The 26,083-nt window shown below is 66.0% G+C and carries 32 protein-coding genes and 1 pseudogene; 9 read left to right on the forward strand and 24 right to left on the reverse strand.

Annotated elements, in window-relative coordinates; all coding sequences use genetic code 11:
- Position 1: 1 nt before the first annotated feature.
- Entirely contained in the window at positions 2-436 is a 435-nt protein-coding gene (locus J0I99_RS11750) for a Crp/Fnr family transcriptional regulator (RefSeq protein ID WP_291390078.1), read from the reverse strand.
- Positions 437-527: 91 nt separating this feature from the next.
- Between J0I99_RS11750 and J0I99_RS11755 the strand changes: the two genes are divergently transcribed.
- On the forward strand, positions 528-692 hold the full coding sequence (locus tag J0I99_RS11755) for a hypothetical protein (protein ID WP_291397784.1): 165 nt from the start codon (positions 528-530) through the stop codon (positions 690-692).
- A gap of 389 nt (positions 693-1,081) precedes the next feature.
- Positions 1,082-1,279, forward strand: a complete 198-nt coding sequence (locus tag J0I99_RS11760) for a hypothetical protein (RefSeq protein WP_291397786.1) — start codon at positions 1,082-1,084, stop codon at positions 1,277-1,279.
- Between the two features lie 2 nt (positions 1,280-1,281).
- Here J0I99_RS11760 and J0I99_RS11765 read toward each other — a convergent pair whose 3' ends face one another.
- The 4 genes and pseudogenes from J0I99_RS11765 to uvrB all read right to left on the reverse strand — a co-directional run.
- Complete coding sequence (locus J0I99_RS11765; RefSeq protein WP_291397788.1) at positions 1,282-2,361, reverse strand: serine/threonine-protein kinase; 1,080 nt, start codon at positions 2,359-2,361, stop codon at positions 1,282-1,284.
- Positions 2,358-3,425: a serine/threonine-protein kinase gene (locus J0I99_RS11770; RefSeq protein WP_291397790.1), complete on the reverse strand. Its 1,068-nt coding sequence runs from the start codon at positions 3,423-3,425 to the stop codon at positions 2,358-2,360. The genes J0I99_RS11765 and J0I99_RS11770 overlap by 4 nt, the downstream gene beginning before the upstream one ends.
- Positions 3,426-4,490 carry a PP2C family serine/threonine-protein phosphatase gene (locus tag J0I99_RS11775; protein WP_291397792.1) on the reverse strand — a complete coding sequence of 355 codons (1,065 nt, stop codon included), beginning with the start codon at positions 4,488-4,490 and terminating at the stop codon, positions 3,426-3,428. It lies immediately after the preceding gene.
- 118 nt (positions 4,491-4,608) lie between these two features.
- Positions 4,609-6,972: pseudogene (gene uvrB, locus J0I99_RS11780) on the reverse strand (excinuclease ABC subunit UvrB); the annotation flags it as partial.
- A gap of 652 nt (positions 6,973-7,624) precedes the next feature.
- Here uvrB and J0I99_RS11785 point away from each other — a divergent pair.
- Positions 7,625-8,779 (forward strand): MFS transporter, encoded by a 1,155-nt coding sequence (locus J0I99_RS11785; RefSeq protein WP_291397794.1) that lies wholly within the window; start codon positions 7,625-7,627, stop codon positions 8,777-8,779.
- A 111-nt stretch (positions 8,780-8,890) separates the two neighbouring features.
- Here the strand turns inward: J0I99_RS11785 and J0I99_RS11790 are convergent, their stop codons facing one another.
- On the reverse strand, positions 8,891-9,562 hold the full coding sequence (locus tag J0I99_RS11790; protein WP_291397796.1) for a hypothetical protein: 672 nt from the start codon (positions 9,560-9,562) through the stop codon (positions 8,891-8,893).
- A 98-nt stretch (positions 9,563-9,660) separates the two neighbouring features.
- On the opposite strand from J0I99_RS11790, the gene J0I99_RS11795 reads away from it, so the two are divergent.
- The gene (locus J0I99_RS11795; RefSeq protein ID WP_291392048.1) at positions 9,661-9,981 is read left to right on the forward strand and encodes a hypothetical protein; all 321 of its coding nucleotides are present in this window, start codon (positions 9,661-9,663) and stop codon (positions 9,979-9,981) included.
- Between the two features lie 11 nt (positions 9,982-9,992).
- Here the strand turns inward: J0I99_RS11795 and J0I99_RS11800 are convergent, their stop codons facing one another.
- From J0I99_RS11800 to J0I99_RS11810, 3 genes are all read right to left on the reverse strand, one after another.
- Positions 9,993-10,619 (reverse strand): transglutaminase-like cysteine peptidase, encoded by a 627-nt coding sequence (locus tag J0I99_RS11800; RefSeq protein ID WP_291397797.1) that lies wholly within the window; start codon positions 10,617-10,619, stop codon positions 9,993-9,995.
- A gap of 132 nt (positions 10,620-10,751) precedes the next feature.
- Entirely contained in the window at positions 10,752-11,324 is a 573-nt protein-coding gene (locus J0I99_RS11805; RefSeq protein ID WP_291397798.1) for a PilZ domain-containing protein, read from the reverse strand.
- Between the two features lie 157 nt (positions 11,325-11,481).
- Positions 11,482-12,144: a PAS domain-containing protein gene (locus tag J0I99_RS11810; protein WP_291397800.1), complete on the reverse strand. Its 663-nt coding sequence runs from the start codon at positions 12,142-12,144 to the stop codon at positions 11,482-11,484.
- A 187-nt stretch (positions 12,145-12,331) separates the two neighbouring features.
- Here J0I99_RS11810 and J0I99_RS11815 point away from each other — a divergent pair, with 187 nt between their 5' ends.
- Complete coding sequence (locus tag J0I99_RS11815; RefSeq protein WP_291397802.1) at positions 12,332-13,081, forward strand: rhomboid family intramembrane serine protease; 750 nt, start codon at positions 12,332-12,334, stop codon at positions 13,079-13,081.
- Entirely contained in the window at positions 13,078-13,311 is a 234-nt protein-coding gene (locus tag J0I99_RS11820; RefSeq protein ID WP_291392059.1) for a SlyX family protein, read from the forward strand. Before J0I99_RS11815 ends, J0I99_RS11820 begins: the two co-directional genes overlap by 4 nt.
- Here J0I99_RS11820 and J0I99_RS11825 read toward each other — a convergent pair.
- Genes J0I99_RS11825 through folE form a run of 4 tightly spaced genes read right to left on the reverse strand, consistent with a single transcriptional unit; the run spans position 13,305 to position 15,023 of the window.
- Positions 13,305-13,676: a DUF5615 family PIN-like protein gene (locus tag J0I99_RS11825; protein WP_291397804.1), complete on the reverse strand. Its 372-nt coding sequence runs from the start codon at positions 13,674-13,676 to the stop codon at positions 13,305-13,307. The genes J0I99_RS11820 and J0I99_RS11825 overlap by 7 nt on opposite strands.
- Positions 13,673-13,903, reverse strand: coding sequence for a DUF433 domain-containing protein (locus J0I99_RS11830; protein WP_291392061.1), 231 nt, complete (start codon positions 13,901-13,903; stop codon positions 13,673-13,675). Before J0I99_RS11830 ends, J0I99_RS11825 begins: the two co-directional genes overlap by 4 nt.
- Positions 13,904-13,926: 23 nt before the next feature.
- A complete protein-coding gene (gene hisI, locus J0I99_RS11835) occupies positions 13,927-14,364 on the reverse strand; it encodes a phosphoribosyl-AMP cyclohydrolase (protein WP_291397806.1) in 438 nt (145 codons plus the stop codon).
- 38 nt (positions 14,365-14,402) lie between these two features.
- On the reverse strand, positions 14,403-15,023 hold the full coding sequence (folE, locus tag J0I99_RS11840) for a GTP cyclohydrolase I FolE (protein ID WP_291392065.1): 621 nt from the start codon (positions 15,021-15,023) through the stop codon (positions 14,403-14,405).
- Between the two features lie 148 nt (positions 15,024-15,171).
- Between folE and J0I99_RS11845 the strand changes: the two genes are divergently transcribed.
- The gene (locus J0I99_RS11845; protein ID WP_291392067.1) at positions 15,172-15,624 is read left to right on the forward strand and encodes an iron-sulfur cluster assembly scaffold protein; all 453 of its coding nucleotides are present in this window, start codon (positions 15,172-15,174) and stop codon (positions 15,622-15,624) included.
- A complete protein-coding gene (gene yidD / locus J0I99_RS11850; RefSeq protein ID WP_367115400.1) occupies positions 15,624-15,935 on the forward strand; it encodes a membrane protein insertion efficiency factor YidD in 312 nt (103 codons plus the stop codon). The genes J0I99_RS11845 and yidD overlap by 1 nt, the downstream gene beginning before the upstream one ends.
- A gap of 3 nt (positions 15,936-15,938) precedes the next feature.
- On the opposite strand, the gene arfB is transcribed toward yidD, so the two are convergent.
- From arfB to J0I99_RS11875, 5 genes are all read right to left on the reverse strand, one after another.
- Positions 15,939-16,379, reverse strand: a complete 441-nt coding sequence (arfB, locus tag J0I99_RS11855) for an alternative ribosome rescue aminoacyl-tRNA hydrolase ArfB (RefSeq protein ID WP_367115409.1) — start codon at positions 16,377-16,379, stop codon at positions 15,939-15,941.
- A 73-nt stretch (positions 16,380-16,452) separates the two neighbouring features.
- Positions 16,453-17,082, reverse strand: a complete 630-nt coding sequence (locus tag J0I99_RS11860; protein ID WP_291397807.1) for an SH3 domain-containing protein — start codon at positions 17,080-17,082, stop codon at positions 16,453-16,455.
- 170 nt (positions 17,083-17,252) lie between these two features.
- Positions 17,253-17,819, reverse strand: a complete 567-nt coding sequence (locus J0I99_RS11865) for an SH3 domain-containing protein (RefSeq protein ID WP_291397809.1) — start codon at positions 17,817-17,819, stop codon at positions 17,253-17,255.
- 262 nt (positions 17,820-18,081) lie between these two features.
- The gene (locus J0I99_RS11870) at positions 18,082-18,468 is read right to left on the reverse strand and encodes an acyl-CoA thioesterase (RefSeq protein WP_291392083.1); all 387 of its coding nucleotides are present in this window, start codon (positions 18,466-18,468) and stop codon (positions 18,082-18,084) included.
- Complete coding sequence (locus J0I99_RS11875) at positions 18,458-19,069, reverse strand: thymidine kinase (RefSeq protein WP_291392073.1); 612 nt, start codon at positions 19,067-19,069, stop codon at positions 18,458-18,460. Before J0I99_RS11875 ends, J0I99_RS11870 begins: the two co-directional genes overlap by 11 nt.
- A gap of 337 nt (positions 19,070-19,406) precedes the next feature.
- Here J0I99_RS11875 and J0I99_RS11880 point away from each other — a divergent pair, with 337 nt between their 5' ends.
- On the forward strand, positions 19,407-19,802 hold the full coding sequence (locus J0I99_RS11880; RefSeq protein ID WP_291392074.1) for a hypothetical protein: 396 nt from the start codon (positions 19,407-19,409) through the stop codon (positions 19,800-19,802).
- Between the two features lies 1 nt (position 19,803).
- On the opposite strand, the gene J0I99_RS11885 is transcribed toward J0I99_RS11880, so the two are convergent.
- The 6 genes from J0I99_RS11885 to J0I99_RS11910 form a co-directional block, all read right to left on the reverse strand.
- Positions 19,804-20,706, reverse strand: a complete 903-nt coding sequence (locus tag J0I99_RS11885; protein ID WP_291397811.1) for a DMT family transporter — start codon at positions 20,704-20,706, stop codon at positions 19,804-19,806.
- Positions 20,707-20,785: 79 nt separating this feature from the next.
- A complete protein-coding gene (locus J0I99_RS11890; RefSeq protein WP_291397813.1) occupies positions 20,786-22,021 on the reverse strand; it encodes an aminotransferase class V-fold PLP-dependent enzyme in 1,236 nt (411 codons plus the stop codon).
- Positions 22,022-22,135: 114 nt separating this feature from the next.
- Positions 22,136-22,471: a hypothetical protein gene (locus J0I99_RS11895; RefSeq protein WP_291397815.1), complete on the reverse strand. Its 336-nt coding sequence runs from the start codon at positions 22,469-22,471 to the stop codon at positions 22,136-22,138.
- Positions 22,472-22,735: 264 nt separating this feature from the next.
- Positions 22,736-23,335, reverse strand: coding sequence for a Spy/CpxP family protein refolding chaperone (locus J0I99_RS11900; RefSeq protein WP_291397817.1), 600 nt, complete (start codon positions 23,333-23,335; stop codon positions 22,736-22,738).
- Between the two features lie 282 nt (positions 23,336-23,617).
- Positions 23,618-24,046, reverse strand: a complete 429-nt coding sequence (locus tag J0I99_RS11905; protein ID WP_291393529.1) for a CBS domain-containing protein — start codon at positions 24,044-24,046, stop codon at positions 23,618-23,620.
- Positions 24,047-24,163: 117 nt separating this feature from the next.
- On the reverse strand, positions 24,164-26,074 hold the full coding sequence (locus J0I99_RS11910) for a hypothetical protein (protein ID WP_291397819.1): 1,911 nt from the start codon (positions 26,072-26,074) through the stop codon (positions 24,164-24,166).
- Positions 26,075-26,083 lie beyond the last annotated feature (9 nt).

The following is a 26,083-nucleotide window of genomic DNA, read 5'->3' on the forward strand; positions in this document are numbered from 1 at the left end:
GTCAGGCGCGTGTCTCGGCGCCGGTGATGGTGCCGAACAGGCGCTCGAGGAAGCTCTCCTCGCGCCCGCCCTTCTTGAGCTCGACGAGCAGGGCGCTGGTGGCATCGAGGCGCTGGCAGGCGAGGGTGGCGACGTGCAGGGCGGCGACCGGGCTCTGCTCGAGCCAGCGCAGCCCGTCCTCGATGTGGCGGACCTCGACCGGGCCGAGGGCGGTGACGGTGGCGGAGTGATCGGCGCCGAGCAGCACGCTCATCTCGCCGACCAGCGTGCCGGGTTCGGCGATGCGGGCGATCTCGACGCCGTCGCGCTCGACCTTGAGCCGGCCGGAGGCGAGGACGTAGAGCTCGCCGCGCGCCTCGCCGGCCTCGATCAGCGTCTCGCCGCGCTCGAGGCGCAGCATCGGATAGGCCATGGTGAGCGTGAGCAGGTTGGCCATGGTCGAAAATCCCCCCGTTGCGACAGGGGCAGCATAGCGCGGCGGGGGAGAAGGGTGGAAGGGGAGGTGCGCGCACCTGTCGCCGGCCTGGGTGGCGCTGTTTGCGGGACTGGAAGTGCTGACCATGGGCCTTGCGGTGCTGCTCAACCGGGCGAGCCTGGCGGTGGCGCTGCTGCTGGCCCTGTTCACGACGACCTATGCGATCGCGGCTGTCGTGGTGATGGGGCTCGACGTGATGTGCTGGCGAGGCTGCTGACGGGGCGGCACCGGGTGCGGCGGCGGCGTGGACGAAGTCCCATGTGCACAGGGGGTCATCGCTGCGAAAGCCGGGATCCCTGGTTGCGGCTGGCCCCGAAGACAGGGGTTCCCGCCTGCGCGGGAATGACCCGGTGGGGGGCGGGGCACGACCGCCACACCCGCTTGCTGTCATCCCTGCGGCAACTGGGACCCAACTCCCGGCCGGCGCGGGCGGCGACATGGGTCCCAGCTTGCGCTGGGATGATAGCCGAGGGGGTGGCCGAAGTCCGTGCGCGAAACGCGGGCAGGGCGCAGCAATGATGGCGTCGACAGGCACGAACGGACTCGAATATGTTCCTGTTCTGTTCTATCCTGTCGGCACCTGACGTCCATGCCGGAGCCGTGACGATGCCTGTGCACACCATTCCCCTCAACGGGCGGACCACCCGCCACCCCAAGTTCACCCAGGAGGAAGCGGAGACGCTCAGGGTAAAGGGCTTCCGCTTCTCGATCTACCGCCCGGAGGAAGACGAGTTCCGGCTGAGCCTGCCGCTGCAGACGATCGAGGACCGGGTGCACGGGACGCTGACGATTGAGCAGGGGTGATGCTACTTCCGTAGTTTCACTACAGGAAATGCTCGATCGCTTCCCTCGCCAGGGTATCGTGTAAATACAACTCGCTCGCCGGACGCTGCCGTATTCGCCCCAAAAATACTGTCTCGGTGAAAGAACACACTTTTGCCTGCTGCGGCGGTGATGAAGCCAAAAAAGGCGTTCCGCATGCTGTCAACGACGCCGAACTCTCGTGGATTGGCTGGGTAGCAGAACGTCTCGCAAAGCTTTACTAGCTCGTCGGCAGTCGGTCTGGCTTTTTGTTCCAGCTGTAGGCACTTCTGAACCACGGACAGAATGTCTTTGGCAAGCGGCGCGAATTGCGACTTAGACAGTTCTGTCGGAAAAGGTGGCAGCTTTCCTGCTTGGATAGCCGACACCGCCTTCAATCCAGCGCCAAATGGCTTGATGCCGGTCAGCAATTCAAAACACATAGCGCCCAGCGACCAAATGTCCGCTGGCTTGTCGGCAGATTTCATGGAGCTGATAATTTCGGGCGCCATATACGGAAGCGCACCGATCGCAGTTTGTGAAGCAGTGAGACTCTCTTCCCCTCCCTCGGCTGCTTCTGCAATCTCCTCTTCGGCCATCTTAGCGATACCGAAATCGGTTATCTTAACATCGCTAACCAGCGCACCATCTACCGACATTACGTTGCTTGGTTTCAGGTCTCTATGAATAACCCCAGCATGATGAGAAGCGGCTAGCCCTCTTGCGAGATGATGAAATATCCGAGCAACGATCTGTGGGTCAAGAAGGGGCAGGTCCTCACGCAAAACTCTGCTCAAGTCTTTTCCCGGAATATACTCTTCAACCAAGTACGCGTGATTCTCATCTACGTCGACATAGTCTAATGTCTTCGCCACGTTTGGGTGATTTACTTTTGCGCTAACTACGGCGCTTCTCTTGAATCGCTTCTGTGCCGAAAGATTCTTAGGGGCCTTCAGGGCGACTATTTTTCCAAGCAACTTGTCTTCTGCTTGGTAAACCTCCTGCATTCCGCCTTGGCCTATGAAGCCCAATACCAGGTAGCGATCCCCTATTATGTCGCCGGCTTTGTGCAAGTTTCCGTTCACAGCGTCACCTCGGGGTGTGAGACGTCGATCGTTATGGCGGTGCGTGCACTGGGGTAAGGGAGGCCCAGCATAATTACACATGATCCCGGGACGACCATGCCGTTGAACGCTTGCTGATTGTTTAGCGCTACGTGACCTGTGACATTTTCAAGAAGGAAGCGGAGACCATCGTATCGCACGCGAAGCGCGCCCTGACCGGCCACGGAGAGATCGGCCGCCGGGTGGGTGGCGTCCAGCACGTATAGCCGCCCGCTGAATCCGACGAATGCCCTGTGCTGACCGTGAAGTAGGTGCAGCGACAATTCCTCTGCAACTTCTGACATCTTAGGTCGTGCAGTTGGATCGGCGGCCAAGCACTGATTCAGCAAGGTTGCGACTGCCGGCGGTAAGCTTTGAGGCAGTCCGTTGAAGTCAGCGTCTGCGGCAGGAAGTTTCGGCGGGATTCCTTTCAGACCATTGGGCATTGTGCCCCGAGCAAGCGAAATGGCCGTTACGCCAAAGGCGTAAACGTCGATAGCAGTGGTGAAGGAGGTCTTTCCGTTGGTGCCAGCGACGAATAACTCTGGAGCCATGTAACCTGGCGTGCCAATCGGCCCGATGGTACTTGCATCTGCTGTCTCATCGCGCGCCAGACCAAAGTCGAAAATCTTTAGGCACCCCTCGCCGTCGAACTTCATGTTTTGCCGTTTGACGTCGCGATGTATGTGCCCGTGGTCGTGGATCTCTGCGATTCCCTTGGCGATCGGGTAAAACAACTTCATTAGGTCTTCGGCCGTGGTCGGAGGGTTAAGGTAGGTAAGGTCCGCTCCCTCTATGTATTCCTCGACCAGGCCCTGTATTTCTCCGTCTTCGTCCCTAACAACGTCATATATTTGTACGACGTGCTTTGACCGAATTTTTTGCAATGCCCGAATTTCGTCGAGCAGGCGCTTCTTGTCGGTTCCCTCTTTCAGCGCCTTTACCAGAACGGGGCGATCGAGGTGCGTATCGATGCACTTGGCCGCATCCGACATGCCGCCCGCCGAGAAGGATTTCTCGTGCTTGTACCGCTTAGGTAGTATCAATCAGTCCCCCTTGTCGGGGAAGCTTATCTTAACTTCCGGCTTATCGTCGTCCCCGTCGAGGGGCAACTTAGGAGAAGTCGCATCCGCCGTCTTCGTCTTTTTAGGCCTCGGCAGGATTCGTGCTTTCCGCTTGGCCTTCACTTGAGGCTCTCTAGCGTGATCGATTTGGTGGAGACTTGGTTCTCGCCGATCTGGCTGGGGTACTACGACTGGAATCCATATCTCCAGCCTGTCGATAGGGCTGATTGCCCTGATAGTGGTGCCGTCCGTTCCTGGTTCTCTATCCTGACGGTTCGAAACAATGGCGGCCGAGCCGTTGTCCGTTCCTCCTGAAATATCGTTCAGCGTCACTAGTCGGCGGATCACGTCCTGCGGAGTGGCTGCTGAACTTACTATTTTCCCAAAGAGACTGTCCCCAACTCCGTGAACACCATCGGAGGTGAGCAAGAAATAAGAATAGCGATAGGTATCTCCGGCAATAATGTGGGGTTCGACGCCCTCACCCATACCCACAAATTGGATGAGTGCATTGCGTTGTTCAGCCAGCCCAACCGCATTCTTGGCATAGTTCTGAAATGTGTCGTCCACTGATAGTTGGCGAACCGAGCGTTCGGACGTCACGCCGTAGATTCGACTGTCGCCAATGTTTACGCCAAAGGCACCCGACTCACCCACGAATACACCTGACAGAGTTGCCCCAGAGCGACCACCGAAGGCCTCATATACGGCCACGTTGGCTTCTTGTGCTGAGCTCCAAAGCCGGCGCTCTATCGGTAGAGCAACTAGGCGAATGGCCGATGATGCGAAGGTGCTGGCGGCAAGCGCGGCGGCCTCGGCACCGTTAGATAAGCCACCGATGCCGTCAGCGAGAACGCAGAGTGTGAAGTTGTCCCTAGGGCGGTTGGCGTACCTGACCTGAATGGCGAGCACCCGGTCTTGGTTGTCTTTTCGAACGCTTCCAAGATTGGTGCCAACCCAAATTTCGCCCGCTCCGCCAACCGCTCGGAACACGCCTTGCGGCGTCAGAAATTCCGCCAGCTTTCTTTGGATAGGATCGCGATTCATGAGCTAGGATGCCTGTTTCATCAGGATATCACCGGGAATGCAGTGATTGGCAATGTCGGAAGACAGTATGCGACGATTACCAATTGGTTGCTAACAAAGACTACTCGGCACGCTCACCCTCCAGCACATCCAATTCCATCTCCCTCAACCGCTTGATTTCGTCTCTCAAACGCGCCGCCTTCTCGAACTCCAGGTTCGTCGCCGCTTCGCGCATTTCGCGTTCCAGGTCCTTGAGGACTGCCGCCAGGTTGGCGCCGGCCTGGACCTTCTCCTTGCCGGTCTTGTCCTTGCCGATGCTGATCGTGACGTGGTCCTGCTCGTAGACGCTGTCGACGATTTCCTTGATGTTCGACTTCACGCTCTGGGGGGTGATGCCGTTGGCTTCGTTGTAGGCGACCTGCTTTTCGCGGCGGCGGTTGGTTTCGGCCATGGCGCGTTCCATGGAGCCGGTGATGGTGTCGGCGTAGAGGATGACCTTGCCGTCGACGTTGCGGGCGGCGCGGCCGATGGTCTGGATCAGGCTGGTTTCGGAGCGCAAAAAACCTTCCTTGTCGGCGTCGAGGATGGCGACGAAGCCGCATTCGGGGATGTCGAGGCCTTCGCGCAGCAGGTTGATGCCGACCAGCACGTCGAAGCCGCCGAGGCGGAGGTCGCGGATGATCTCGATGCGCTCGATGGTGTCGATGTCGGAGTGCATGTAGCGCACGCGGATGCCCTGCTCGTGCAGGTACTCGGTGAGGTCCTCGGCCATGCGCTTGGTGAGCACGGTGACCAGCGTGCGGTAGCCGGCGCGGGTGACCTGGCGGATCTCGTCGACGACGTCGTCGACCTGGTTCTTGGCCGGGCGGATCTCGACCGGCGGATCGATGAGGCCGGTGGGGCGGATGACCTGCTCGGCGAAGACGCCGCCGGCCTGCTCCATCTCCCAGGCGCCGGGGGTGGCGGAGACGTAGACGGTCTGCGGGCGCATGGCGTTCCACTCCTCGAAGCGGAGCGGGCGGTTGTCCATGCAGGAGGGGAGGCGGAAGCCGTATTCGGCGAGGGTGGCCTTGCGCCTGAGGTCGCCGCGATACATGGCGCCGAGCTGGCCGACGGTGACGTGGCTCTCGTCGATGAACACCAGCGCGTTGTCGGGCAGGTATTCGAACAGGGTCGGCGGCGGCTCGCCCGGCTTGCGGCCTGAGAAGTAGCGCGAGTAGTTCTCGATGCCGGCGCAGGAGCCGGTGGCTTCCATCATCTCGAGGTCGAACAGGCAGCGCTGCTCGAGGCGCTGGGCCTCGAGGAAGCGGCCGGCGCCGTTCAGCTCCTGCAGGCGCGCGGCGAGCTCCTTGCGGATCTCCTTGATGGCGCCGGTGAGGGTGGCGCGCGGCGTGACGTAGTGGGAATTGGCGAAGACGCGGATGGAGATGAGGTCGGAGCTCTTCTTGCCGGTCAGCGGGTCGAACTCGGCGATGGATTCGATCTCGTTGCCGAACAGGGTGATGCGCCAGGCGGCATCCTCGTAGTGGGCCGGGAACAGCTCGACGGTGTCGCCGCGCACGCGGAAGGTGCCGCGGGTGAAGCCGGCGTCGCCGCGCTTGTATTGCAGCTGGGCGAGGGCGCGGAGGAACTCGCGCTGGTCGAGCTTCTGGCCCTTGCGCACGTCGAGCGTCATGGCGGTGTAGTCTTCGACCGAGCCGATGCCGTAGATGCAGGAGACGGAGGCGACGATGATGACGTCGTCGCGCTCGAGCAGGGCGCGCGTCGCCGCGTGGCGCATGCGGTCGATCTGCTCGTTGATGGTCGATTCCTTCTCGATATAGGTGTCGGTGCGCGGGACGTAGGCCTCGGGCTGGTAGTAGTCGTAGTAGGAGACGAAGTACTCGACGGCGTTCTCGGGGAAGAACGACTTCATCTCGCCGTAGAGCTGGGCGGCCAGCGTCTTGTTGGGGGCGAGGATGAGGGCGGGGCGCTGCGTGCGCATGATGGTCTGCGCCATGGTGTAGGTCTTGCCCGAGCCGGTGACGCCGAGCAGGACCTGGTCGGTCTCGCCGTTCTCGACGCCCTCGACGATGTCGGCGATGGCGGTGGGCTGGTCGCCGGCCGGCTCATACGGGGTGACGAGCTTGAACGGGATGCCGCCCTCGGATTTTTCGCGCGGCAGCGGGCGGTGCGGCTTCCACTCGGTGTTGCCCTCGACCTCCTTGCGGCCGTGCAGGATGATGTCCTCGAGCGCCTTCACCGTGGCCGAGATGCCCACGGTCTGCGCGCCGGCGAGGGACTGGCCGGGCATGTTTTTCGCGCGGACCTTCTTCTTGGATGCTTCGAGGGCGGCGTTGAGGTGCTCCATCACCTCTGGGTCCTTGGCGGCCTCGCGCGAGATGTCGCGGGCGGTGAGGCGCGAGGGCAGGTGGCCGAAGCCGGCCTGCGGCTCCTCGAAACCGGGCAGGTTGGTCGGGCGATCGACGGCGTTGGCCTTGGACTTCGGGGCCTTGAGGGACATGCCCGTCGCGGTACTGCGAGTGGACTTCTTGGGCTTCGCGTCTGTGGCCTCCCCCCTCCCGGCCTCCCCCTCAAGGGGGGAGGGGGCCGCTGCGCGGCGCTTCGGCTTTTCGAGCGGTTGCGGCACAAGCGGCTGGATGCCGGTGCCGTTGGCTTCGGCGGCGCGGCGGGCAGCGTTGTCGAGGGCGCGCTTGTTCTTCAGCCGCTCCTGCGGCAGGCGCTGGTTCAGCCGCTCGTCCTCGGCCTTCTCGATCTCGCCGATGAAGTCGTCGATGGAGAATGAGGGGGCAGGATCAGACTTCTTGGCGGGCATGGCGGACTCGTCTCGTTGGTCTTCCCCTCACCCCGGCCGCTGGCGCGGCCACCCCTCAGGGAAGCAGGAGGGACGTGGCGGCGGACACCATAGATAGGTGCGCTGTCAGCATGTGTCAGTATTCGGATCGTGGCTTCTAGCATGGGCGGAACGGAAAGGGAACCTGGGCCGCGCGCGCCTTGTTGGTGCCGTCTCCACCGCCTCGGCAACGGTGGGAGCGGCCGCCCCCTCCACCAGCTTCGCTGGTCCCCCTCCCCCGCTGCGCAGGTGAGGATGAGGGGACCGGTTTCCCCCTTCCACCGCGGCGCGGTCCGGACAAGTATGGTAGCGGGGGGAGTACATGGATTCGCGGGTTTTCTGGCTGGCGCTGGCGGCTTTCGTGGGCGCCATCGAAGGCGGGCTGATTGCCGGGCTGTTGCCGCTGATCAGCACCGACATGGGGGTGAGCCTGGGCCAGGCGGGCCTGCTGGTGCTGTTCTATTCGCTGGCCTACGCGTTCGGGCCGCCGCTGCTGGCGCTGCTGCTCGGTGGGGTCGGGCGGCGACGCATCCTGGCCTGGTCCGAGTCCGGGTTTGCGATCTGCGCGCTGCTGATCGTCGTGACGCCGGTCTTCGACGGGCTGGTGGTGGTGCGCACGGTGCTGGCGGTGGCGGCGGGCACCTATACCGGCACGGCCATGGCGACGGCGGCGATGCTGGCCCCGGCGGGCCAGCGCGGCCGCTACATGCAGGTGATCAGCATGGGCCAGGCGATCGCAGCGCTGGCCGGCGTGCCGCTCGGCGCCCTGCTGGCGGCGCAGTTCGGCTGGCGCGTCGTCTATGTGGCGCTGTCGATCATGGCGGCGCTGGCGGCGCTGTCGCTCTATGTGCGGCTGCCGCGCGGCATGCCCGGCGACACGCTAAGCATCGGCGAGCGGCTGCGGGTGCTGCGCGACCCCGCCATCGGCAAGGCCCTGCTGTCGACGCTGCTGTTCATGATCGGGTCGTCGCCGATGATCGTCTATGTCGCGGCGCTGCTGACGGCGGCCAATGTCGGCTACGCGGCGCTGCCGCTGGTGCTGCTGGCCGGCGGGGTGGGGGCGATCGCCTGCAGCGCCACGGCCGGGAGGATGGCCGACCGGTTCGGCAGTGCCCGCACGGCGACGATTGCCGGGCTGGCGGTGGTGGTGGTGATGCTCGCCTTCGTGGCGCTGCCGCATGTGCCGCGGGACCTGGCCCTGCCGGCGCTGATGCTGACGGTGGGGGCGCAGGGGTTCGTGGTGCGGACCTACTCGATCGCTGTGGCGAGCCACATGGCGCAGATCGCCCCGGGCGTCGTGCCGGTGGCCATCTCGCTCAACATGTCGGCGTTCATGATCGGCATGGCGGTGGCTGCCGCGGTCGGCGGCGTGGTGGTGGACCGTTTCGGAGCGATGACGCTGCCGCTGATCGGCGCGCCGTTGGTGCTGGTGTCGCTGCTGGTATGGCGCACGGTGCCGCACGGGCGCGAGGGGTAGGGGCCTGCCGGAAGTGGGTAGCCGTGCGGGGCAAGGCCCCCTCACCCGCCGCTTTACGGCGACCTCTCCCCCAGGGGAGAGGTGAGTCCGCAGCGGCGGCTTGTCGGCGCCCTAGAGGGCACCGATCTGCTTCAGCCGATCACGGAGCAGGGGATCGAACTCGCGCCAGTGCGCCAGCACGGCCTCGGGGAAGGCGTAGATGGCCGCGATGCCGGGGCCGAGATAGACCGTGCGCAGGCACTGCCCGGCCGCTCCCCGCGTCATCGCCGACGCGCATTTGGCCACGAACGGCTCGGCCGACAGCGCATCGTACCAGACTGTCTCGTGCTCATAGCCTTCGGTGGGCGCCAGCGGCTTGCCAACGAGGCCGGGCGGGCCATCGAGCTGCTCGGGCAGGAACTGGTGCAGATAGACGCCGTCGAGCAGCGCGGCGCTCGGCCGGGCGCGGCTGCGCGGCACCAGCGTCACGTCGATCGCCTCAGTGCTGCCGGCGCGCCCCAGCGGCAGCTCGAGCCGCAGCTCGACCTGCTTGGCGAAGCCTTCGATGCGCTGCTCGTCGTAGCGGAACCAGGAGCGCGGGATCTCCAGATCTACGCCGCCGAGCGTGCGGGTGAGGGTGGTCTCGGCATCGAGCCGGTGCAGCTGGGTGCGGGCACCGCGACCGGCGGCGTCGAGCAGGTAGGCGGCCCCGAGCCCCAGCAGCGCCATCAGGACGGCGAGGGCGGCGAGGTTGAAGCCAAGGGAGCTCCGATGCGGCCCGTGGGCCTCGGCATGGCCGGCCATGGTGGGAATTAACCAGTGTTGCGGGCGCGACGTGACAAGGCCCATGGGGCTCCAGTATGCTTAACAAACGGTTAAGGATCAGGCTGCGGGGCCCGACTATGTTGCGTGAATTGATGCTCGCCGGCTTGATCATGGCAGTCGGCCTCGCCGTCGCCGGGATGGGCACGCATCTGTACCAGGGCTTCGCGCGGACGCAGGCCATGCTGCGTTACGACGGCACGACCTTCCTGCAGACGCTCGGGCACCTGGCGATCAGCTTCGTGTGCGGCCCCTACATCATGCTGCAGATGGGCTGGCAGCACGACCGGAACGGCACGTTGTCGATCACGATGGCGCTGGTGGCGGCGTTCGTTGCCTTTGGCTGGGCTTTCATCACCGGCCTGATCTTCGTCGGCGGCTATTTCGCCGTGGCCGCGTAGGGCAGAGACCCCTACTTGGTCGCGACGAAGGTGGCGCGGTTGTCGACGAGGTCGACCCACTGGCCGGCATCGGCCTGCGCCTGGCGCTTGAGGTAGGTGTAGGGCGTCTGGCTCCACAGCAGGATACGGCCGTCCTGGTTGTCCAGCACGAGGTCGCCGCGGTCGGTGCGGACCATCAGCACGGCATGGCCCTCGCCATTGGGCTGGCGCACCACGGTCATCAGCAGAGTCGAGGGGTTCCAGCCGAGCCCGATCAGGGCCTTGCGCTTGGCCAGCGCGAAATCCTCGCAGTCGCCGTAGCCCTCGGGATAGGTCCAGAGCTCGGAGACCTTGTAGAGGTCCTGGTCGGTGACCGGGATGATCGCGGCGTTGATCAGGTTGTTGGTGTCGACCAGCTCGTTCCAGCGCTTGTCGGAGAGCGCGGCGGCAGCGACGGCGTTCGGATTGGCCTTGCAGTCGGAGCGATGCGCCTTGCAGAACTCCGACGCGCCGACCGGGATGCTGGTGACGCCACCGGCGGGGGCGAAGGCCGGGTTGGTGAAGTCGACCTGGTCGGCGCGGGCCGGCATGGCGAAGATGAATACGGCCATCCCGAAAACCATCGCGACACTGATGAACGACCTGATCTTGCTCGGCATCTTGGCTGCCCCCTGTTGGGAACCAAGATGCCGGGGGCGAATTGCCCCGACCGAAAAACTGCAAGCTAGTTTTTATGCGAATGCGATCGGTCCGGGTGAGGACTCGTTAGGCATAAGAGGGAGGCTGATGGATCAGTTGACCCGGAGGTTCTGCTGGACGACGGTCAGCATTTCCTGGGCGGAGACAAACTCCACGGCGACGCCGTCGGCGAAATGGCGAACGACGCGGGCCCGCATGCGGCCCAGGGTGACCGGGGTGCCCATGGCGGGGCGGACGGCGAGCTCGATCGCTGCGCCCGACAGCGAGATGTCGATGATCTTGCAGTTGTAGCGGCGGCCATCGTCGAGGACGGCGGTAGAGTGCCGGTTGTCGGGAACGACGCGCTCGTGGCGGCGGTCCTCGGGCAGGTTGAGCACGTCCTTGTTGGCAAGCCAGGTGAGCTGCGCCGCCATCTTGTCGCGTTTGCGGGACGTGGCGCCGATATGCATCTTGAAGCCGCCATCGATCACTTCGGTGATGTCGCCCTCGATGCGGCCGAGATGATCGATATAGGCGATCACGCGCTCGCCGGAGCTGCCGGGCACGGGCGCGACGACGACCGCATCGCCCGGCGACATCTCCAGGACCTGGCAGGGAAACTCGCGCCGGTCGGTCAGCATGTAGCGGCCGAGCAGCGAGACCTTCACGCGCTGGAATTGCGGCATCTGCGCATAACTGCGCGGCGGTCTCGCGAGGCGGGTTTCTTCGGTGAACATATCGTGCGGACAGCCGGCTCAAGCCATTGACGCGACTAGGCTAGTCCACTCTTGGTTAATCGAAAGTAAGGTCTGCTCCGGCAATTGCCGGCAGATGACGATTTATTTAGCGCCGTCCGCCGTCGATGACCGCCAGGTGCGCATAACGGCGGGCCGAACGGCCGAAAACAGTCGCGGACATCGGCGCCGGAATGGGCGAGCCGGCCATGCCGTAGGCCAGGTCCTCGGCCGGCACGGCGGCCATCACGTCCCTGCCCATGTCGGACATGGACACGTCGTCCGGCCAGATCAGGCGCAGCCCGGTGATGCGCTGCTCGAGGATGGGCTGCACGCCGAACCAGTAGGGCTCGTCGATGGCGGTCATGGCGCCGAGCAGGCGCGCCTCGGTGCTGCCGTTGTGACGGAGCGGCAGCAGGATGGTCTCGACCGACAGGCGGGTGTGCACCGCCGTCGTGCCCTGAAACGTGACGAGGGCAACCGCATGATCCTCGGTGACGGCGCGGACCAGGGTGTCGATGGCGTCGCGGTCACGTTCGTGCCACAGACGCGTAAAGGAACGGCCCTTGAGCTCGCGGGCATAGGCCGAGCAGAGATGCGAGCCGGCGAGGCGGAAATCGAACTCGCGCCGGTCGTTGAGCTCGAGGATGAAGGTGTTGGCAAGGGCCGAGCGGATCCGGGTGGGATCGATGTCGCGCCGATCCGGCGCGCTGCGGGAGCCGCGGAGCGCATTCCAATAGTCGAACAGCGCCTTGGTGCTGGCCTTCTGCATAGTCTCTTTGCCTTTTCCCAAACCCCGGGAGCCGCATCCCCGGGGAAGGGGCGACCGCCGCAGGTGGTCAGAGTGACAAAAGGCTGGGGCGAAATCGCCCTTAATCAATTGTTAGGGTTAACGCGCCGGGTCGCGTGTGGATAAGTCGGTGAAATGGGCTACAAAGCCCGGAAATCCGGGAGTTTTCATGTCGGAAGACCAAAATCGCCAGCAAAATCAAGGCCAAGGGGGCAGGGAGCCGGCCATCCTGCTGCCCGGCGTCGTGCTCGGGCTGCTGGGCGCCATGCTGGCCGTCCACCTCGCCAGAGCCTTCGTTCTTAACGAGTCCGGCGACCAGATGCTGCTCTACTGGTTCGGCTTCATCCCGCTCCGCGCTCTCCAGCCGGAGCAGTTCTACGGGGGGTGGATACCGCTGCTCTGGACCCCCGTCACGCACGCGTTTTTGCATGCCGGATGGGAGCACCTTTTAATCAATTGCGCCTGGCTGGCGATTTTCGGCACCCCGGTGGCCCGCCGCTACGGGGCGATTCCCACACTGATTCTCTTCGGCGCCAGCGCCGTGGCGGGCGCCGTCTTCTTCGCGGCGACGACGCTGCCGGCGTTCCAGTTCCTGGTGGGGGCATCGGGCGGCATCGCCGGCCTGACCGGGGCCGCCTGCCGCTTCATCTTCGAGCCGGTCCTCGTGGCGCGCGACCCCGAGACCGGCGAGGCGCGCGTGCTCGGCCGTCGCATGGCGCGCCTCGCCGACCTGGCGCGCAACCAGAGGGCTGCCTTCTTCATTGCCATATGGCTGATCCTGAATGCCGCCGTGCCGTTCCTGCCCAGCCTGATCGGCCAGTCGATCGGCATCGCATGGCAGGCCCATCTCGGCGGTTTTCTGGCGGGGCTGTTCCTCACCCCGCTGTTCGAACGCCGGCCCAAGGAGAACGTGTCATGATCCCGGAACCGCAAGCTGGAACCGATACTGCCGCCCGCATCGAAAAGCTGGAAACGACGATCGCCTTCCAGGACCAGGCGATCGAGGAACTGAACCAGGCCCTCGCGCTGCACTTCAAGGAGATCGAGGCGCTGAAGCGCGAGTTGCACAACCTCGGCTCGCAACTGCGCGAAGTGGAGGCGCATCCGGCCCTGGCGCCGTCGCCGGAGCCGCCGCCGCCGCACTACTGAGGCTTGATCGGCAGCAGCCTTGCCCGCGTGCGCGATGCGTCGACGACGAGGAGTGCGCCGATTTCCAGGTCAGCCTCGAACTGCGCCAGCGCGGCCGCTATGGTGTCCACCAAGGCCTCCACGGCGAGGTTATCGGATCGAAGGATGACAACGCTGGGTACGGACTCGCCCGATGCGGCGAGGATTGAGCCGAAGTCGAGGTCATGCGTCAGAATGACCGAGCGGGTCCGCACCGCGTATGTCAGAATTTCCGAGTCCACGGCATCAGCGGCTCCCAGCTCTGACCAGTGGACTGCCGCATGTCCGGCACCCCGAAGGCTACTTGCCAACCGGGGCGGCAGGTTCATGTCGACGATCAGGTTCACTCCGCAGCCAGGGTCACTTCGCGTTCTTCGGCGAGCCACGCGGCATAGCGGACTGCCTCCAGGATGTCCTCGCGCGAGATGTAGGGATAGTCCCCCAGCAGGTCATCGATGGTGCGGCCTGCGCCGATCTGCCCCGCGACCATTCCGACGGTCACGCGCGTCCCTTTGATGCAGGCTCTGCCCCCCATCCGGGCGGGATCGAGTGCGATGCGCGTGAATTCCGTCATTGCTCGAACATCCTCTGGCTCGATCAATATACATCCTTTGGATCGAACAGTCTCGGCTCGCCGGTGGGGCGCAGGGTCTGGCCGTCGACGACCACGCGGTAGAAGCAGCTCTTGCGGCCGGTGTGGCAGGCGGCGCCGCGGCCAGTCTGCTCCACCGACATCAGCACCACATCCTGGTCGCAGTCGGTGCGCATCTCGACGAGCTTCTGGATCTCCCCCGAGCTCTCACCCTTCTTCCAGATCCGGCCGCGCGAGCGGGAGAAGTAGTGGACCTCGCCGGTCTCGAGCGTCAGGCGCAGCGCCTTGGCGTTCATGTGCGCGACCATCAGGATGCGGTTGCTGCCGGCCTCCTGGGCCACGGCCGTGACGAGGCCGTTCGCGTCGAACTTCGGCGCAAAGACGGTGCCTTCTTCCTGCTCGGCGTGGCTGAGGGTGCTGGGATCGACGAAAAGCGTGCTCATGCGGCGGGTTGTAGCCGTCCGCCGGGCATTCCGCCAGATCAGCCGCGCCGACCGAGGAGGGCGAAGAAGCGATCCTGCAGGTCGCGCTCCTCGGCGAACTTGCCGGTGAAGCGCAGCGTGGTGGTCTGCGCGCCATGGGCGCGAACCCCGCGCATCGACATGCACATGTGCTCGGCCTCGAGCATCACGGCGGCGCCGCGCGGCTCGAGCTCCTCGTTCAGCGCGTCGATGACCTGCTGGGTCATGTTTTCCTGCACCTGCAGGCGCCGGGCATAGAGATCGACGAGGCGCGCCAGCTTGCTGAGCCCGACGACGCCGTCACTGGGCAGGTAGGCGATGTGGGCCTTGCCGAAGAACGGCACCATGTGATGCTCGCAATGCGAGGCGAACGGGATGTCCTTGACCAGCACGATGTCGTCGTAGCCGCCGACTTCCCTGAACGTGGTATCGAGCACTTCGGAGGCGCTCTGGTCGTAGCCCGCGAAGAACTCGCCAAAGGCCTTGGTGACGCGCTTGGGCGTATCCAGGAGGCCCTCGCGATTGGGGTTGTCGCCGGCCCACGCGATCAGCGTGCGGACGGCCGCCTCGGCCTCGTCGCGGCTGGGGCGGGGAAAATCGGCAACGGTGGCGGCAGGCGGCAGCTTCGCGCGGGCGTCCATTTTCACTTCCGGTCAATTTCCGGCGGCCCGCAATTGGCCACCTGGCGGTTCACGGTTTGTCAGCGACGTGGACGCCCCTGACTTGCAGCTATTCCCAACCTATATAGGAGGAGAACGCAGGCGGCCAAGAAACAGTTTCGCGAGAAGAATGGAACTAAGCGATCTTTATTCCGAACGGATTCTGGAGCTTGCCGGCAACCAGCCGCGCCCGGGCCGATTGCCGGATGCCCATGCCAGTGCCCGGCGCGTCAGCCGCGTCTGCGGCTCGACCATCGAGGTCGACGTCAAGGTCGAGGACGGGGTGATCACGGGCTACGGACACGAGATCCAGGCGTGCGCCCTTGGCCAGACCTCGGCGGCGGTCGTCGCTACCCATGTGGTCGGCACGCCGACGAGCGAGTTCCGCCGCGTGCGCGACGAGATGACGGCCATGCTCAAGGACAACGGCCCGCCGCCAGCGGGCGACAGGTGGGCTGACCTCAAGTATCTCGAGCCGGTACGCGAATACCGTCCGCGCCATACCTCGACGCTGCTGGTGTTCGATGCCGTGTGCGAGGCGCTCGACAAGATCGAGGCGTCGCGGACCGCGGTGGCCGGCTGATGGATCGTGCCGCCCGGCTGTTCTGGTCCGTCGTGGACTGGCCCTTCAAGATGGCCTCCTACGTCCTGATCCAGGGCTATCGCTACTCGCTCAGCATGTTCATGGGCCGCAACTGCCGGCATGCGCCGACGTGCTCGGAGTTCACGCGCGACGCCATCTGGCGCTTCGGCTTCTGGCCCGGCGGCTGGATGGGGCTGGCGCGGATCGTGCGCTGCCGGCCCGGCGGAACGCATGGATACGATCCGGTGCCGGAGCACCTGCCGGAGCGCGCGCACTGGTACCTGCCCTGGACCTACGGGCGCTGGCAGTAGGGTCTAGTCCTCGACGCGGCCGCGCAGGCGCTTGGTGGTGCCGCGCTGGGTCTTGGCCTCGAGGCGACGTCGTTTCGAGGCAAGGGTGGGACGGGTCGGCTTGCGCGGCTTGGGCGGAACCAGGGCGGCGCGGAGCAGGGCCACGAGACGGCCGATGGCGTCGTCGCGATTCTGCGGTTGGTTGCGGTAGCGATTGGCGGTGATGACGACCGAGCCGTCGGTGGTGAGGCGGCTGCCGGCGAGGGCGGCGGCGCGCAGCTTCACCGGCTCGGGCAGGGACGGGGAGTGCATCAGGTCGAAGCGCAGTTGCGCGGCGGACGCGACCTTGTTGACGTTCTGGCCGCCGGGACCGGGACTGCGGATGTAGTCGATCGACACCTCCGCGAGCGGGAGATGGACGGCGCCGCCGATGTGGATGGAGTCTGGAATGTGAACGCTCCGCAGTGCCGCGCGAGGCTAAGGCGGATCGGCCGGGAGGGGAAGCGCGCCCCTCACCGGAGGGACGCGCTCGAGCCGGTCAGCGGACGCGGATGGAACTGATCTCGTCGCGGGCGCCGCGCAGGTCGGGTACGCTGCGGGAGATCACGATGCAGCGGCCGTTGAAGTTGGCGCGCTCACAGACGAGGGCTTGGGCATCGCCGCGCACCTCGATCGAGCGGATGCTGTCGTCCCAGGTCCCGAGGCGGGCGAGGCGCTCACCGGGACGGGCGCAGAAGCTGTCGCCACGGAAACCGGTGCGCTCGTAGAAGCAGACGCGATCGCGCAGGCCACCGGGCCGGCCGGGGCGCACATCGAAGCCACCGGAGCCGGCCTGGAAGCTGAAGCCGGGGACGGAGAAGCCGATGCTCACGTCGACATCGGGACGCGTCGGCGCGGGACGGGACGGCACGGGGGCATAATCCTCATCGCTGAGAAAGGCCTGCGACACCCAGCCATCCGGACCGGGCTTGATGACATAGCACCAGCCGCCGGTGCAGCGGTCGATCTCGACCTCGTCGCCCGCACGGAGGACATCGACGACCGCACCGTTCACCGGTGCATTGCGGACGTTGACGGCGGAGGTTGCGACCGCGGCATTGGCCGCGGAGGTGAAAAGGAGCGAGCCGAGCAGCAATGCTGCGGCTCCGGCGAGCCTGATGGGGAGCATGGATTGTCCTCTCTTGTGACGCTTCGGGATTCGGTGGGGCCGCTGCGCCCAGAAACGGGGGCGGGTCCTCGCGGTTCCACCAGTCCCGTCAAATGAGATCAAAATCAGGCGGCGCGCGAAAGAGCGGGGCACAAATGCATCGACGGTGAACGGCCGGTTAAGCCGGCCCCTCAGTAGACCCGCATGGAGCTGACGCCGTTATCGAGCAGGCGGGGCAGGCGAGCCTTGCTGTCGTTCAGGCGCACGCAATAGTCGTGGAAATCGCGGTCGCGGCAGAGCAGTACCGAGACGTTGCCCTCGATCGAGACCGAGGAGAAGCGGTTGTCGGCGTCGAGCAGCAGCAGGTCGCGGGCCTTGAAGCCGGACTTGCCGCACAGCGAGGCGCCGGTGAAATTGTGGCCCTCGTAGAGGCAGACCACGCCCGGGCCGCCCCACTTGTAGCCGAGGCGCGGGAAAGCGTAGGGGCTGTGGGGGCCGACGCCGAAGGTAATGGCATGCAGGCTCGTCCAACCGGCCGCATGCCCCCGGTGGACGCGGCACCAGTCGCGCGAGCAGCGATCGACACGGATCCGCACCTCGGCGTCGATGCGACCGACGACATCGTAGGCCTTTCCGGGCCCCTCCATGAGAACGAGCGGGCGCAGCGACCAGGCGGGAGTCCCGCCTTGCGCGGCGGCGCCGATGGGGGTCAGGACGAGCAGAAAGACGGCGCAGAGGACGGCGAAGAACGGCTTCATTGTGAGGTCCCTCGAACAGTGTCGTCGGCGAACCTAGCGCCAGCAAGGGGCGCTTGGGAAGGGCGGGGGCGATCGTGCTCGGTGGGAGGCGGAAAAGGCGCTGCGCGGGCAGCAGGTCCGTCGCAGCGCCTTCCGCTCGCGGAGGGGGCAAACCCCGACCACGCGCGTGGTTCCCGGCGTAACGGCTGCCGGATGTTGACCCCAGCGGTGACGCGTCGGGGCTGAATGGCAGCTGAACGAAGGCGGACGGCGGTGACGAGGCTCAGCGCGCGATCGGCTTCTTGTTGCCCTCGTCGTCGAGCGCGACGTAGATGAAGCGGCCCTCGGTCACCTTCACCCGGTCGGCGACGCGGTTGCGGCGGGCCCAGGCTTCCATCGCGATGGTAATCGAAGTGTTACCGATGCGCTCGACCGTGGTGTAGACGCAGAGCACGTCGCCGGTCTTGACCGGGGCAATGAAGGTCATGGCCTCGATGGCGACGGTGACGACGCGGCCGTGCGCGCGCTCGGCCGCCGCGATGCCGCCGGCGATGTCCATCTGGCTGAGCACCCAGCCGCCGAATATGTCGCCGGCCGCGTTGGTGTCGGCGGGCATGGCGAGGGTGCGGATGGTGAGCGCGCCCCTGGGCTCGGTCGCGTCAGTGGTCATGGTCATGCTGCGGTCCTTTCGGCGGCCAGCGGCCGATCTCTTCTTCCCAGTGGCGGCGGCAGAGTGAGACATACACCGATTTCTCGATCGACACCTGGTTGCCTTCGCGCAGCGCGCCGCCCTCGGCATCGCGGCGGACCACCATGGTGGCCTTGCGGCCGCAGAAGCAGATGGTGCGCACCTCGCGCAGCTCGTCGGCGACGGCGAGCAGCTCGGAAGAGCCGGGGAAGAGCTGGCCGCGGAAATCGGTCCTGAGGCCATAGCACATGACCGGCACGTCGAGCCGGTCGGAAACGCGGGCGAGCTGCCAGACCTGGTCGGCGGTGAGGAACTGGGCCTCGTCGACGAAGACGCAGTCGACCTTGGATTCCTGCAGGTGGTCGTTGACGCGCTGGAACAGGTCGTCGCCCGAACCGAACATCTCGGCGGGGGCGGAGATGCCGAGGCGGGAGGAGATGATGCCGACATCGCCCTCGGCATAGAGCGAGGAGGTGAACAGCAGGGTGCGCATGCCGCGCTCGACATAGTTGTACGACGCCTGGAGCAGCAGCGTCGACTTGCCGGCGTTCATGGTCGAGTAGGAGAAGTAGAGCTTGGCCATGCGCCGTTCATGCCGCAGGCGAGGCCGCACCGCGAGGGCAATCGGTGCGTCTCAACAAAAAATCGGCCGCCTGGCGGGGGCGGCCGACGAGGATGCCGAATTGGGGCTCGGCAGCAGGGCAGACGATTGGCGGCGACGTGCCCCGCGCGTAGAAAGCACGTTCTGGTTGCGGAAATCGGCGGGAGCAACCGGCCTAGCGCAAGGGGTATGGGGAACATGGCCCCGAGCACCGGCAAGCTATTGATGTGACATGACAAGCAGATGACGCCGTGCATCATAATGGCGACATTTTCGGGCTCTAGCCGATACGGCGCGGGATGGGCTCCTGGAGAGCAAGATGAAGGGTATCGGCAAGTCAATTCTGGCGCTGGGTCTCACCGTGGCGATGGCGGGCGCAAGTCACGCGCAGGACCTGGATCCGACGGGCGTGTGGGTGGCTGAGAAGAACTCCGACTATTCGGTCAGCTGGTGCGATGCCGACAGCCGGCAGCTCTGCGTGAAGCTGGTGGCGCTGCGCGGCAACATGCGCAAGAAGCACAACCTCGAGTATCTCAACGCCACCATCATCAACGGCGCCAAGCCCTCCGGCGAGAACCGCTGGCAGGGCAAGATGAAGGTGTTCGGGCACACCGGCGATGCCTTCGTCACCATGCGGGGCGAGAACGCCCTGCACGTGAAGCTGTGCGCCTACATCGTCATCTGCGACGAATACGACATGACGCGCGTCGAGTAGGTCAGGTACCGGCCGCGGCCCTGCGTGCGCGCAGGGCCGGGACGGCTTCGATCACGAGGATCGCCACAAAGATGAGCGCCGCGCCGGCATAGCCGACCGGGCTCAGCCGCTCGCCCAGCAGCAACGCACCGCCGAGCGCGGCGAACAGACTCTCGGCAGAAAGCACGATCGCGGCGTTGGCGGAGGGGACATACTGCTGCGCCACGGCCTGCAGGGTGAAGGCCAGTGCCGTCGACAGGATGCCGGTATAGAGCACCTGCGGCCAGACCTCGCCGAGGCCGCTGAAGCCCTCCGGCTCGAACCCAGCGGCGAGTGCGAGGCAGGCGACGCCGACGACCACGAAGGTGAAGGCCGAGAGGGCCACGGGCAGGGCGGTCTCGCGGCTCAGCAGGCCGAGCAGGAAGACGTGGCCGCCCCAGAACACGGCGCTGGTGACGACGAGGAGGTCGCCGAAGCGGAAGTCCTCGAAGCGGCCGCCGTTGAGGTAGAAGATGCCGACCAGCGCGAGCGGGGCGCCGACATAGATGATCGGGTGCGGCTTCGCCCGCACGGCAAGAAACGCGATCAGCGGCACGAACAGTACGTAGAGGGCGGTGAGGAAGCCCGAGTTGGTGACGCTCGTCAGGGCGAGGCCATATTGCTGCAGGATCGAGCCGGCGAAAAATGCCGTGCAGAGCAGGGCGACCAGGCCCCAGAGCGCGGGCGTGAAACGGGCGGGCCGTGCGCGCTTGCGGCGGAGTTCGAGCGCGGCGAAGGGGATCAGGACGAGGCCGCCGAGCAGGAAGCGGGTGCCGCTGAAGGCGAGCGGGCCCATATGGTCCATGGCGGACTTCTGGGCGACGAAGGCAAGGCCCCAGATGGCGGTTGCGGCAAGCAGCAGGAGGACGGCGGAAGCGCGAGACATGGCCGGCTGTTTAGCCGGGCCGGGTGGGCGCGTCGAATGGAAATTGGGCGGATATTGCCGGCGAAGGGGAGGAGGGGCCTTACTTCAACTCCGCATCCAGGGCGGCGATCAGCTGCTGCACTTCGGCGGGCGTGGTGTAGTGGGTGAACGAGACGCGCAGGACGCCGTGGCCGGGGTTGAGGCCGAGGGCCTCGAGCAGGCGGTAGGCATAGAAATGGCCGCCGGAGGCCATGACCTTGTGGCGCGAGAGCTTGTCGGCGGCCTCGATGGCGAGCCCCCGGACGGCGAGCGAGATGGTCGGGGCGCGGCTCATGGCATCGGCGGGGCCGATGAGGCGCACGTTGTTGCGCCCGCGCAGGAACTCCATCAGCGGGGTGAGCAGGGCAATCTCCTGGGCCCGCATGGCGGCGTGGGCCTTGCGGAAGGGATTGGTGCCCTCGACCTTGTCGCCGGCGATCTGGGCGACGCGCTCGAGATAATCGGCGATGCCGGCGGAGGCGGCGATCTGCGCGTGGTCCGGGCCGGCGGGGACGAGGCGCTTGCGCGGCTGGGTGTCGTTGAAGAAGTGGCCCTGGTTGGGGAGCTCGGAGGCCAGCGAAGGGCGGATGGCCATGACGCCCTGATGCGGGCCATACACCTTGTAGGCCGAGAACAGGTAGATATCGCAGCCGAGCTCGAGCAGGTCGGGCAGGCCGTGCGGGGCGTAGGAGACGCCGTCGACCACCGTGACGGCGCCGAAGCTCTTGGCCTTCTGCACGATCTCGCGGACCGGGTTGATCTCGCCGACGATGTTGGAGGCGTGCGGGAAGCAGACGGCGCGCACCTTGCTGTCGAGCAGCTTGTCGAGGTCGGCCGGGTCGAGATGGCCGGTCTCGGGGTCGACCTTCCATTCGCGCACGGTGAAGCCACGGTCGGCGAGGCGACGCCAGGCGCCCGAATTGGCCTCGTGGTCCTGGTTGGTGACGACGATGGCATCGCCCGGCTTCAGCCAGCCGGCGAAGGCGTGGCCGAGCGTGTAGGTGTTGCCGGAGGTGGAGGGACCGAAATGGATCCAGTCCATGCCGACGTTCAGCGCCTGGGCGATGCGGCGGTGGGCAAGGTCCATGGCGGCGCCGGCCTCGCGCGAGGCGGGGTAGAAGCCGTAGGGCTGGACCTTGGTGGCACGATAGTAATGGTCGAGCCGGGCGAGCACCTGCTGGCTGGTGTAGGAGCCACCGGCATTCTCGAAGAAGGCCCAGCCGTCGAGGCTTGGCTCGCGGAAGGCGGGAAACTCGGCGCGGATCAGGTCGGGATCGAGGGGCAGGTCAGCGGTCATCGGGCGCTCGCGGGGCGGGATGAGCGATGGTTAGACGAGCGATGTGAAGGGAGCAATGCGGCGTGTGGATAAGCGCACAACCGCAGCCACGCTTCGTCCGGCAGGTCGCGCCGGCTACTCGGGGCTGAGGAGCGGCAGCTTCTTGCTGGAGGGCGACTGCCTGGGGGTGCCGGCGCCGCCTATCGTGCTGTTCGAGCCGCCGTAGCTGCCGACGCAGGCGTTGAAGCTGGCGTCGCATTGCATCTCGCAGGTCTGCTGGTCGAAGGTGCTGCTGAAGGTGTCGGACGGGCGGTTGCAGGCGGCGTAGCACACCTCGTAGGCCGAAGTGCACATCCTGGCGATTTCGTCCTTGGTGAAGCCGTTGTTGCTGCGCGCAACACCGGGGGTGGGGACACCGGCGGTCGCGACGAGTGCGGCGAGGGACAGGGCGAGGAGCTTGGAGTTGACCATGAAAACCTCCCTCTACAGCCCTCCTTGAAAGATTGTACTCCCACGAGGCAAGGCGTTGAAGAGGGTTTCGTGGCGGATAGGGGGGCGTTGCCTGTTGCGGCACCGTTGCCGTTCGAGCGTAGCTCTCATGGCCTTCTTGCCTAGAATCGCTCCACTGAAGCGATTTTGCCTTCGGCACGGCAAGAAGCCCCGGCGGGAGGGGACGCCGGGGCTTCGCGGACGGCTCGCAGCCGGTCTGCTTGGGGACCTGACCGGCGCGTGGAGTCAGCCGTCCAGATTGTTGCCGCCGGGCGCGTCGGGCATCGGCGGGCGCTGGAAGCCCGGGCCGCCGGGACGCTGGTCGCCGAGGTCGTGGCGGAACATCGGCCGGGGCATGAGGGCGCGCTTCTGCTGGTCGCTCAGGCTGGCATAGAACGCCTTCAGGTGCGGCAGCAGTTCGTTCATCGCGGCGAGACGGGCCTCGTCGAACTTCAGGCGCTGCTCGAGGCGCTGGATCAGGTCTGGACGCTGCGCCCTGTCGGCAGTCTTGCCCGGCCGGATGGTGACACACTGGTCGGCAAGCGCCGTCTGGGCGGTCAGGGCCGAGGTACGGAAGTCCTCGAACAGCTTCTTCTGCGCCGCGGAGAGATCGAGGCGTTGGGCCATGCGATCGAGCCGGACTTCGAGCCGGTCGGCGGCGTTCGGGCGGCAGGAGAAATCGACGAACCGGAAGGCGCCGCCGGCGCCGTCGCGACGGAACTCGAGAGTGCGGTCGTCGCCGGGCCGCTGGTGCTGCGGGGCTCCGGCAGCGAAGGCGGGGTTCATGGCGGTGAGGCCGAGGGCCGCGACGAGGGCCGCGAGGATCGTGGCTCGGGTGGAGGTCATTCCGGGGTCTCTCCCTTGGTTCGGGTACGGGAGGGAGGATGCCGCCAGACGGATTGCGGCGGGGTTGCCGGCAGGTGAAATGGTGGAAAGGTTGGAAAGGTGGGGCAGCGCGTGCGGCCCGATCGGAGCGCAGCGACAAGCGACAGTGAGGGCCGAGACGGACCCCTCATCCGCCCTTCGGGCCCCTTCTCCCGCAAGGGGAGAAGGCAACCCCGCAATCGCCGTGCGCATAGGCGATCGCCCCCCATCAAGGGGGAGGTGAAGAGAGGCCCGCGGGAAGGCTCAGGACGCGATGTATTCCTTCAGCGCCAGGGCTTCCTGCTCGGTTTCCTCGATCTTGCGCTTCACCACGTCGCCGATGGAGACGATGCCGGTGAGCTTGCCGCCGTCGACGATGGGGATGTGGCGGATGCGGTGCTGGGTCATGGTTTCCATGAGGTCCGACACGCTGGCGCCCGGGCTGCTGGTGATGACCTTGGCGGTCATGGCGTTGCGCACCGGCGAGGCCAGCAGCGCGACCGGGTCCTTTTCGAGGCGGCGCACGATGTCGCGCTCGCTCAGGATGCCGGCGACCTTGCCCTTGGCGTCGACGACGACCACGGCACCGATCTTTTTGGAATTGAGGATGTGCACTGCTTCCGAGAGCGGCGCGCCGGCTTCCACGGTGAAGACCGCGTGGCCCTTGGATTGAAGGATAGTCTCGACTTGCATCGTTAAGTCCTCCTCTCAGGCCGCCATAGTGCGCCCGAAGGGAGGATGCGACAAGACCATGTCGATCAAAGTCGGGGCCGGGCGCCGCCGACGGCGGCAGCGCCCGGCCGATGCGCACTACTGCGTGTTCTTGAGGTTGCGCTTCTGGTCCTGAACGGTCTCGCCCTCAGCATTGCCCTGGCCCTGCCCGGTGGTCGCGGACTGCTCGACCAGCGGCAGGACAACCGGCTCGCCATCGGCGACGGCGACGACATCGAGCTTGCCGGCGAGCGCGGCGGGGTTCGTTTCCGCCGCGGCGAGGTCGGCGAGGCCGATGCCGGCTTCGTCCTTGCTGGTGATGGTGAGCTTGAGGTGCGAGGCGCCCTGCAGGAACGTACCGAGCTGCTGGGCGGCGGTGAGGGCCTCGGTGGTGTTGCCCAGGAAGGCCAGCGTCAGGCCCTGGGCCATGCCGGCGACGGCGGTGCGGAAGGCCTCCTCCGGCTGGCCGGCGTCACGGGCACCCATGGCGACGAGGATGGAGCCGATGCCGCGGTCCTCGACATCGAGGGTCACGTCCTTGAGGGTGATCATCTGCGCGGCCAGCATGGCCGCATCGTTGTCGTCGCCGAACAGGGCGTCGGTGGCGTTGCCGAAGGTGCCCGACAGGGTGAGCTTGCCGAGGCTGCCGAGATCGAAAGTGACGTCGTCGGCCGTGATGGTCGAGCTTGCCTGGTCCCACTTGAGCGAGGTGCCGACCGAGACGTCGAGCTGCTCGATGCCACGGGCCCGCAGGTCGGCGACCGGCAGGTCGGTCATCTCCTCGGTCAGCGGCAGGATGAAGTTGCCCAGCCGCAGCGTGATGTCGGCAGGGATGCCGTTGATGTAGTTGCCGAGCGTCGCGTCGAACGAGCCCATGGTGCCCTTGATGCGCTCGCCCGGCTTTTCCGGATCAGGCGTATCGACATCGAGCCCGGCGATGCTGAAGCCGTCCATGGCCGGGACGAGCTTGCGCCAGTTGGCCTCGAAGAACGCCTCGTCGAGGGTGGTGGCGGCCTCGATGATGGCGATCGCCGTCGAGAAGTCCATCTTCTTCCAGGTGAAGTTGCCGACGTTCACGTGGCCCTCGTCGGCGACATCGATCTTCAGGTCATCGACCGAAACGGCGGGGTATTTCGCCGGCTCGAAGCCGTCGGCCGCGATCTCGCCGATCGAGAAGGCCATCGGCTTGCCGTTCTCGTCCTTGCCCGAGCAGTCGATGCCGTCCAGCGACATCGGGCTCGAGCTGAAGGCGGTGAGGAGGTCGGTGTAGAAGAGGGCGATCTTCCTGACGTCCTCGGGCGGCACAGGCGTGCCCGCCGTCTGGGCCGCCTCGGCCTCGACGATCAGGGACTGGATCTCGGCCATGTTGTACTTGAGCGGCCGGGCGCTGAAGCCGCCGACCTCGGCCGGGCCGAAGGTGCAGCTGAAGAGATCGCCAGCGCCGAAGGTGCCGCCGGCGAACCTGAAGTCGGAGTAGACCTCCTTGATCTCGGTGCCAGTGGCGGCCGGGGCGAGGCCATAGAAGCCGAGCAAGCCGCCAAGATCGAAGTGGCCGACCGACATCTCGCCGAGCGTGCCCTTGGTGCCCTCACCGGCAGTGAAATCGGCGCCCTCGATGGTGGCAGAGGCGGCGACGCCGTCGACGACGTCGTTGAGGACCAGGTTGTGATAGGTCAGGGCCAGCGGCTCGGTGGCCGAGGCGTCCACGGCATAGTTGAAGGTCAGCGCGGGGATGGTCACCGATTTGGCGGTGAGCGTCGCCAGCGGGGCGAGCGTGCCTTCGGCGCCGGTGAAGAGGGCGCGCACCTGGGCTTCGTCGAGGTTGCCGTCCACGATCTCGACCGAGGGGACCGAAAGGCCGTAGGCGCCGGCGGCGGGAGCAATGCCCGTCACACTCAGGGTTTCGGCGAAGGCCGCGGTCGAGGCCACGCCGGTGAAGGCGGTGGCGAGCAGAAGGGCATGCGCCGGGCGCAGGCGGCGGCCGGGCATGAGGTGGACGTTGCGGGTCATGGTGGTTCC

Source organism: Devosia sp., from assembly GCF_017307495.1.
Taxonomy (GTDB): Bacteria; Pseudomonadota; Alphaproteobacteria; order Rhizobiales; family Devosiaceae; genus Devosia_A.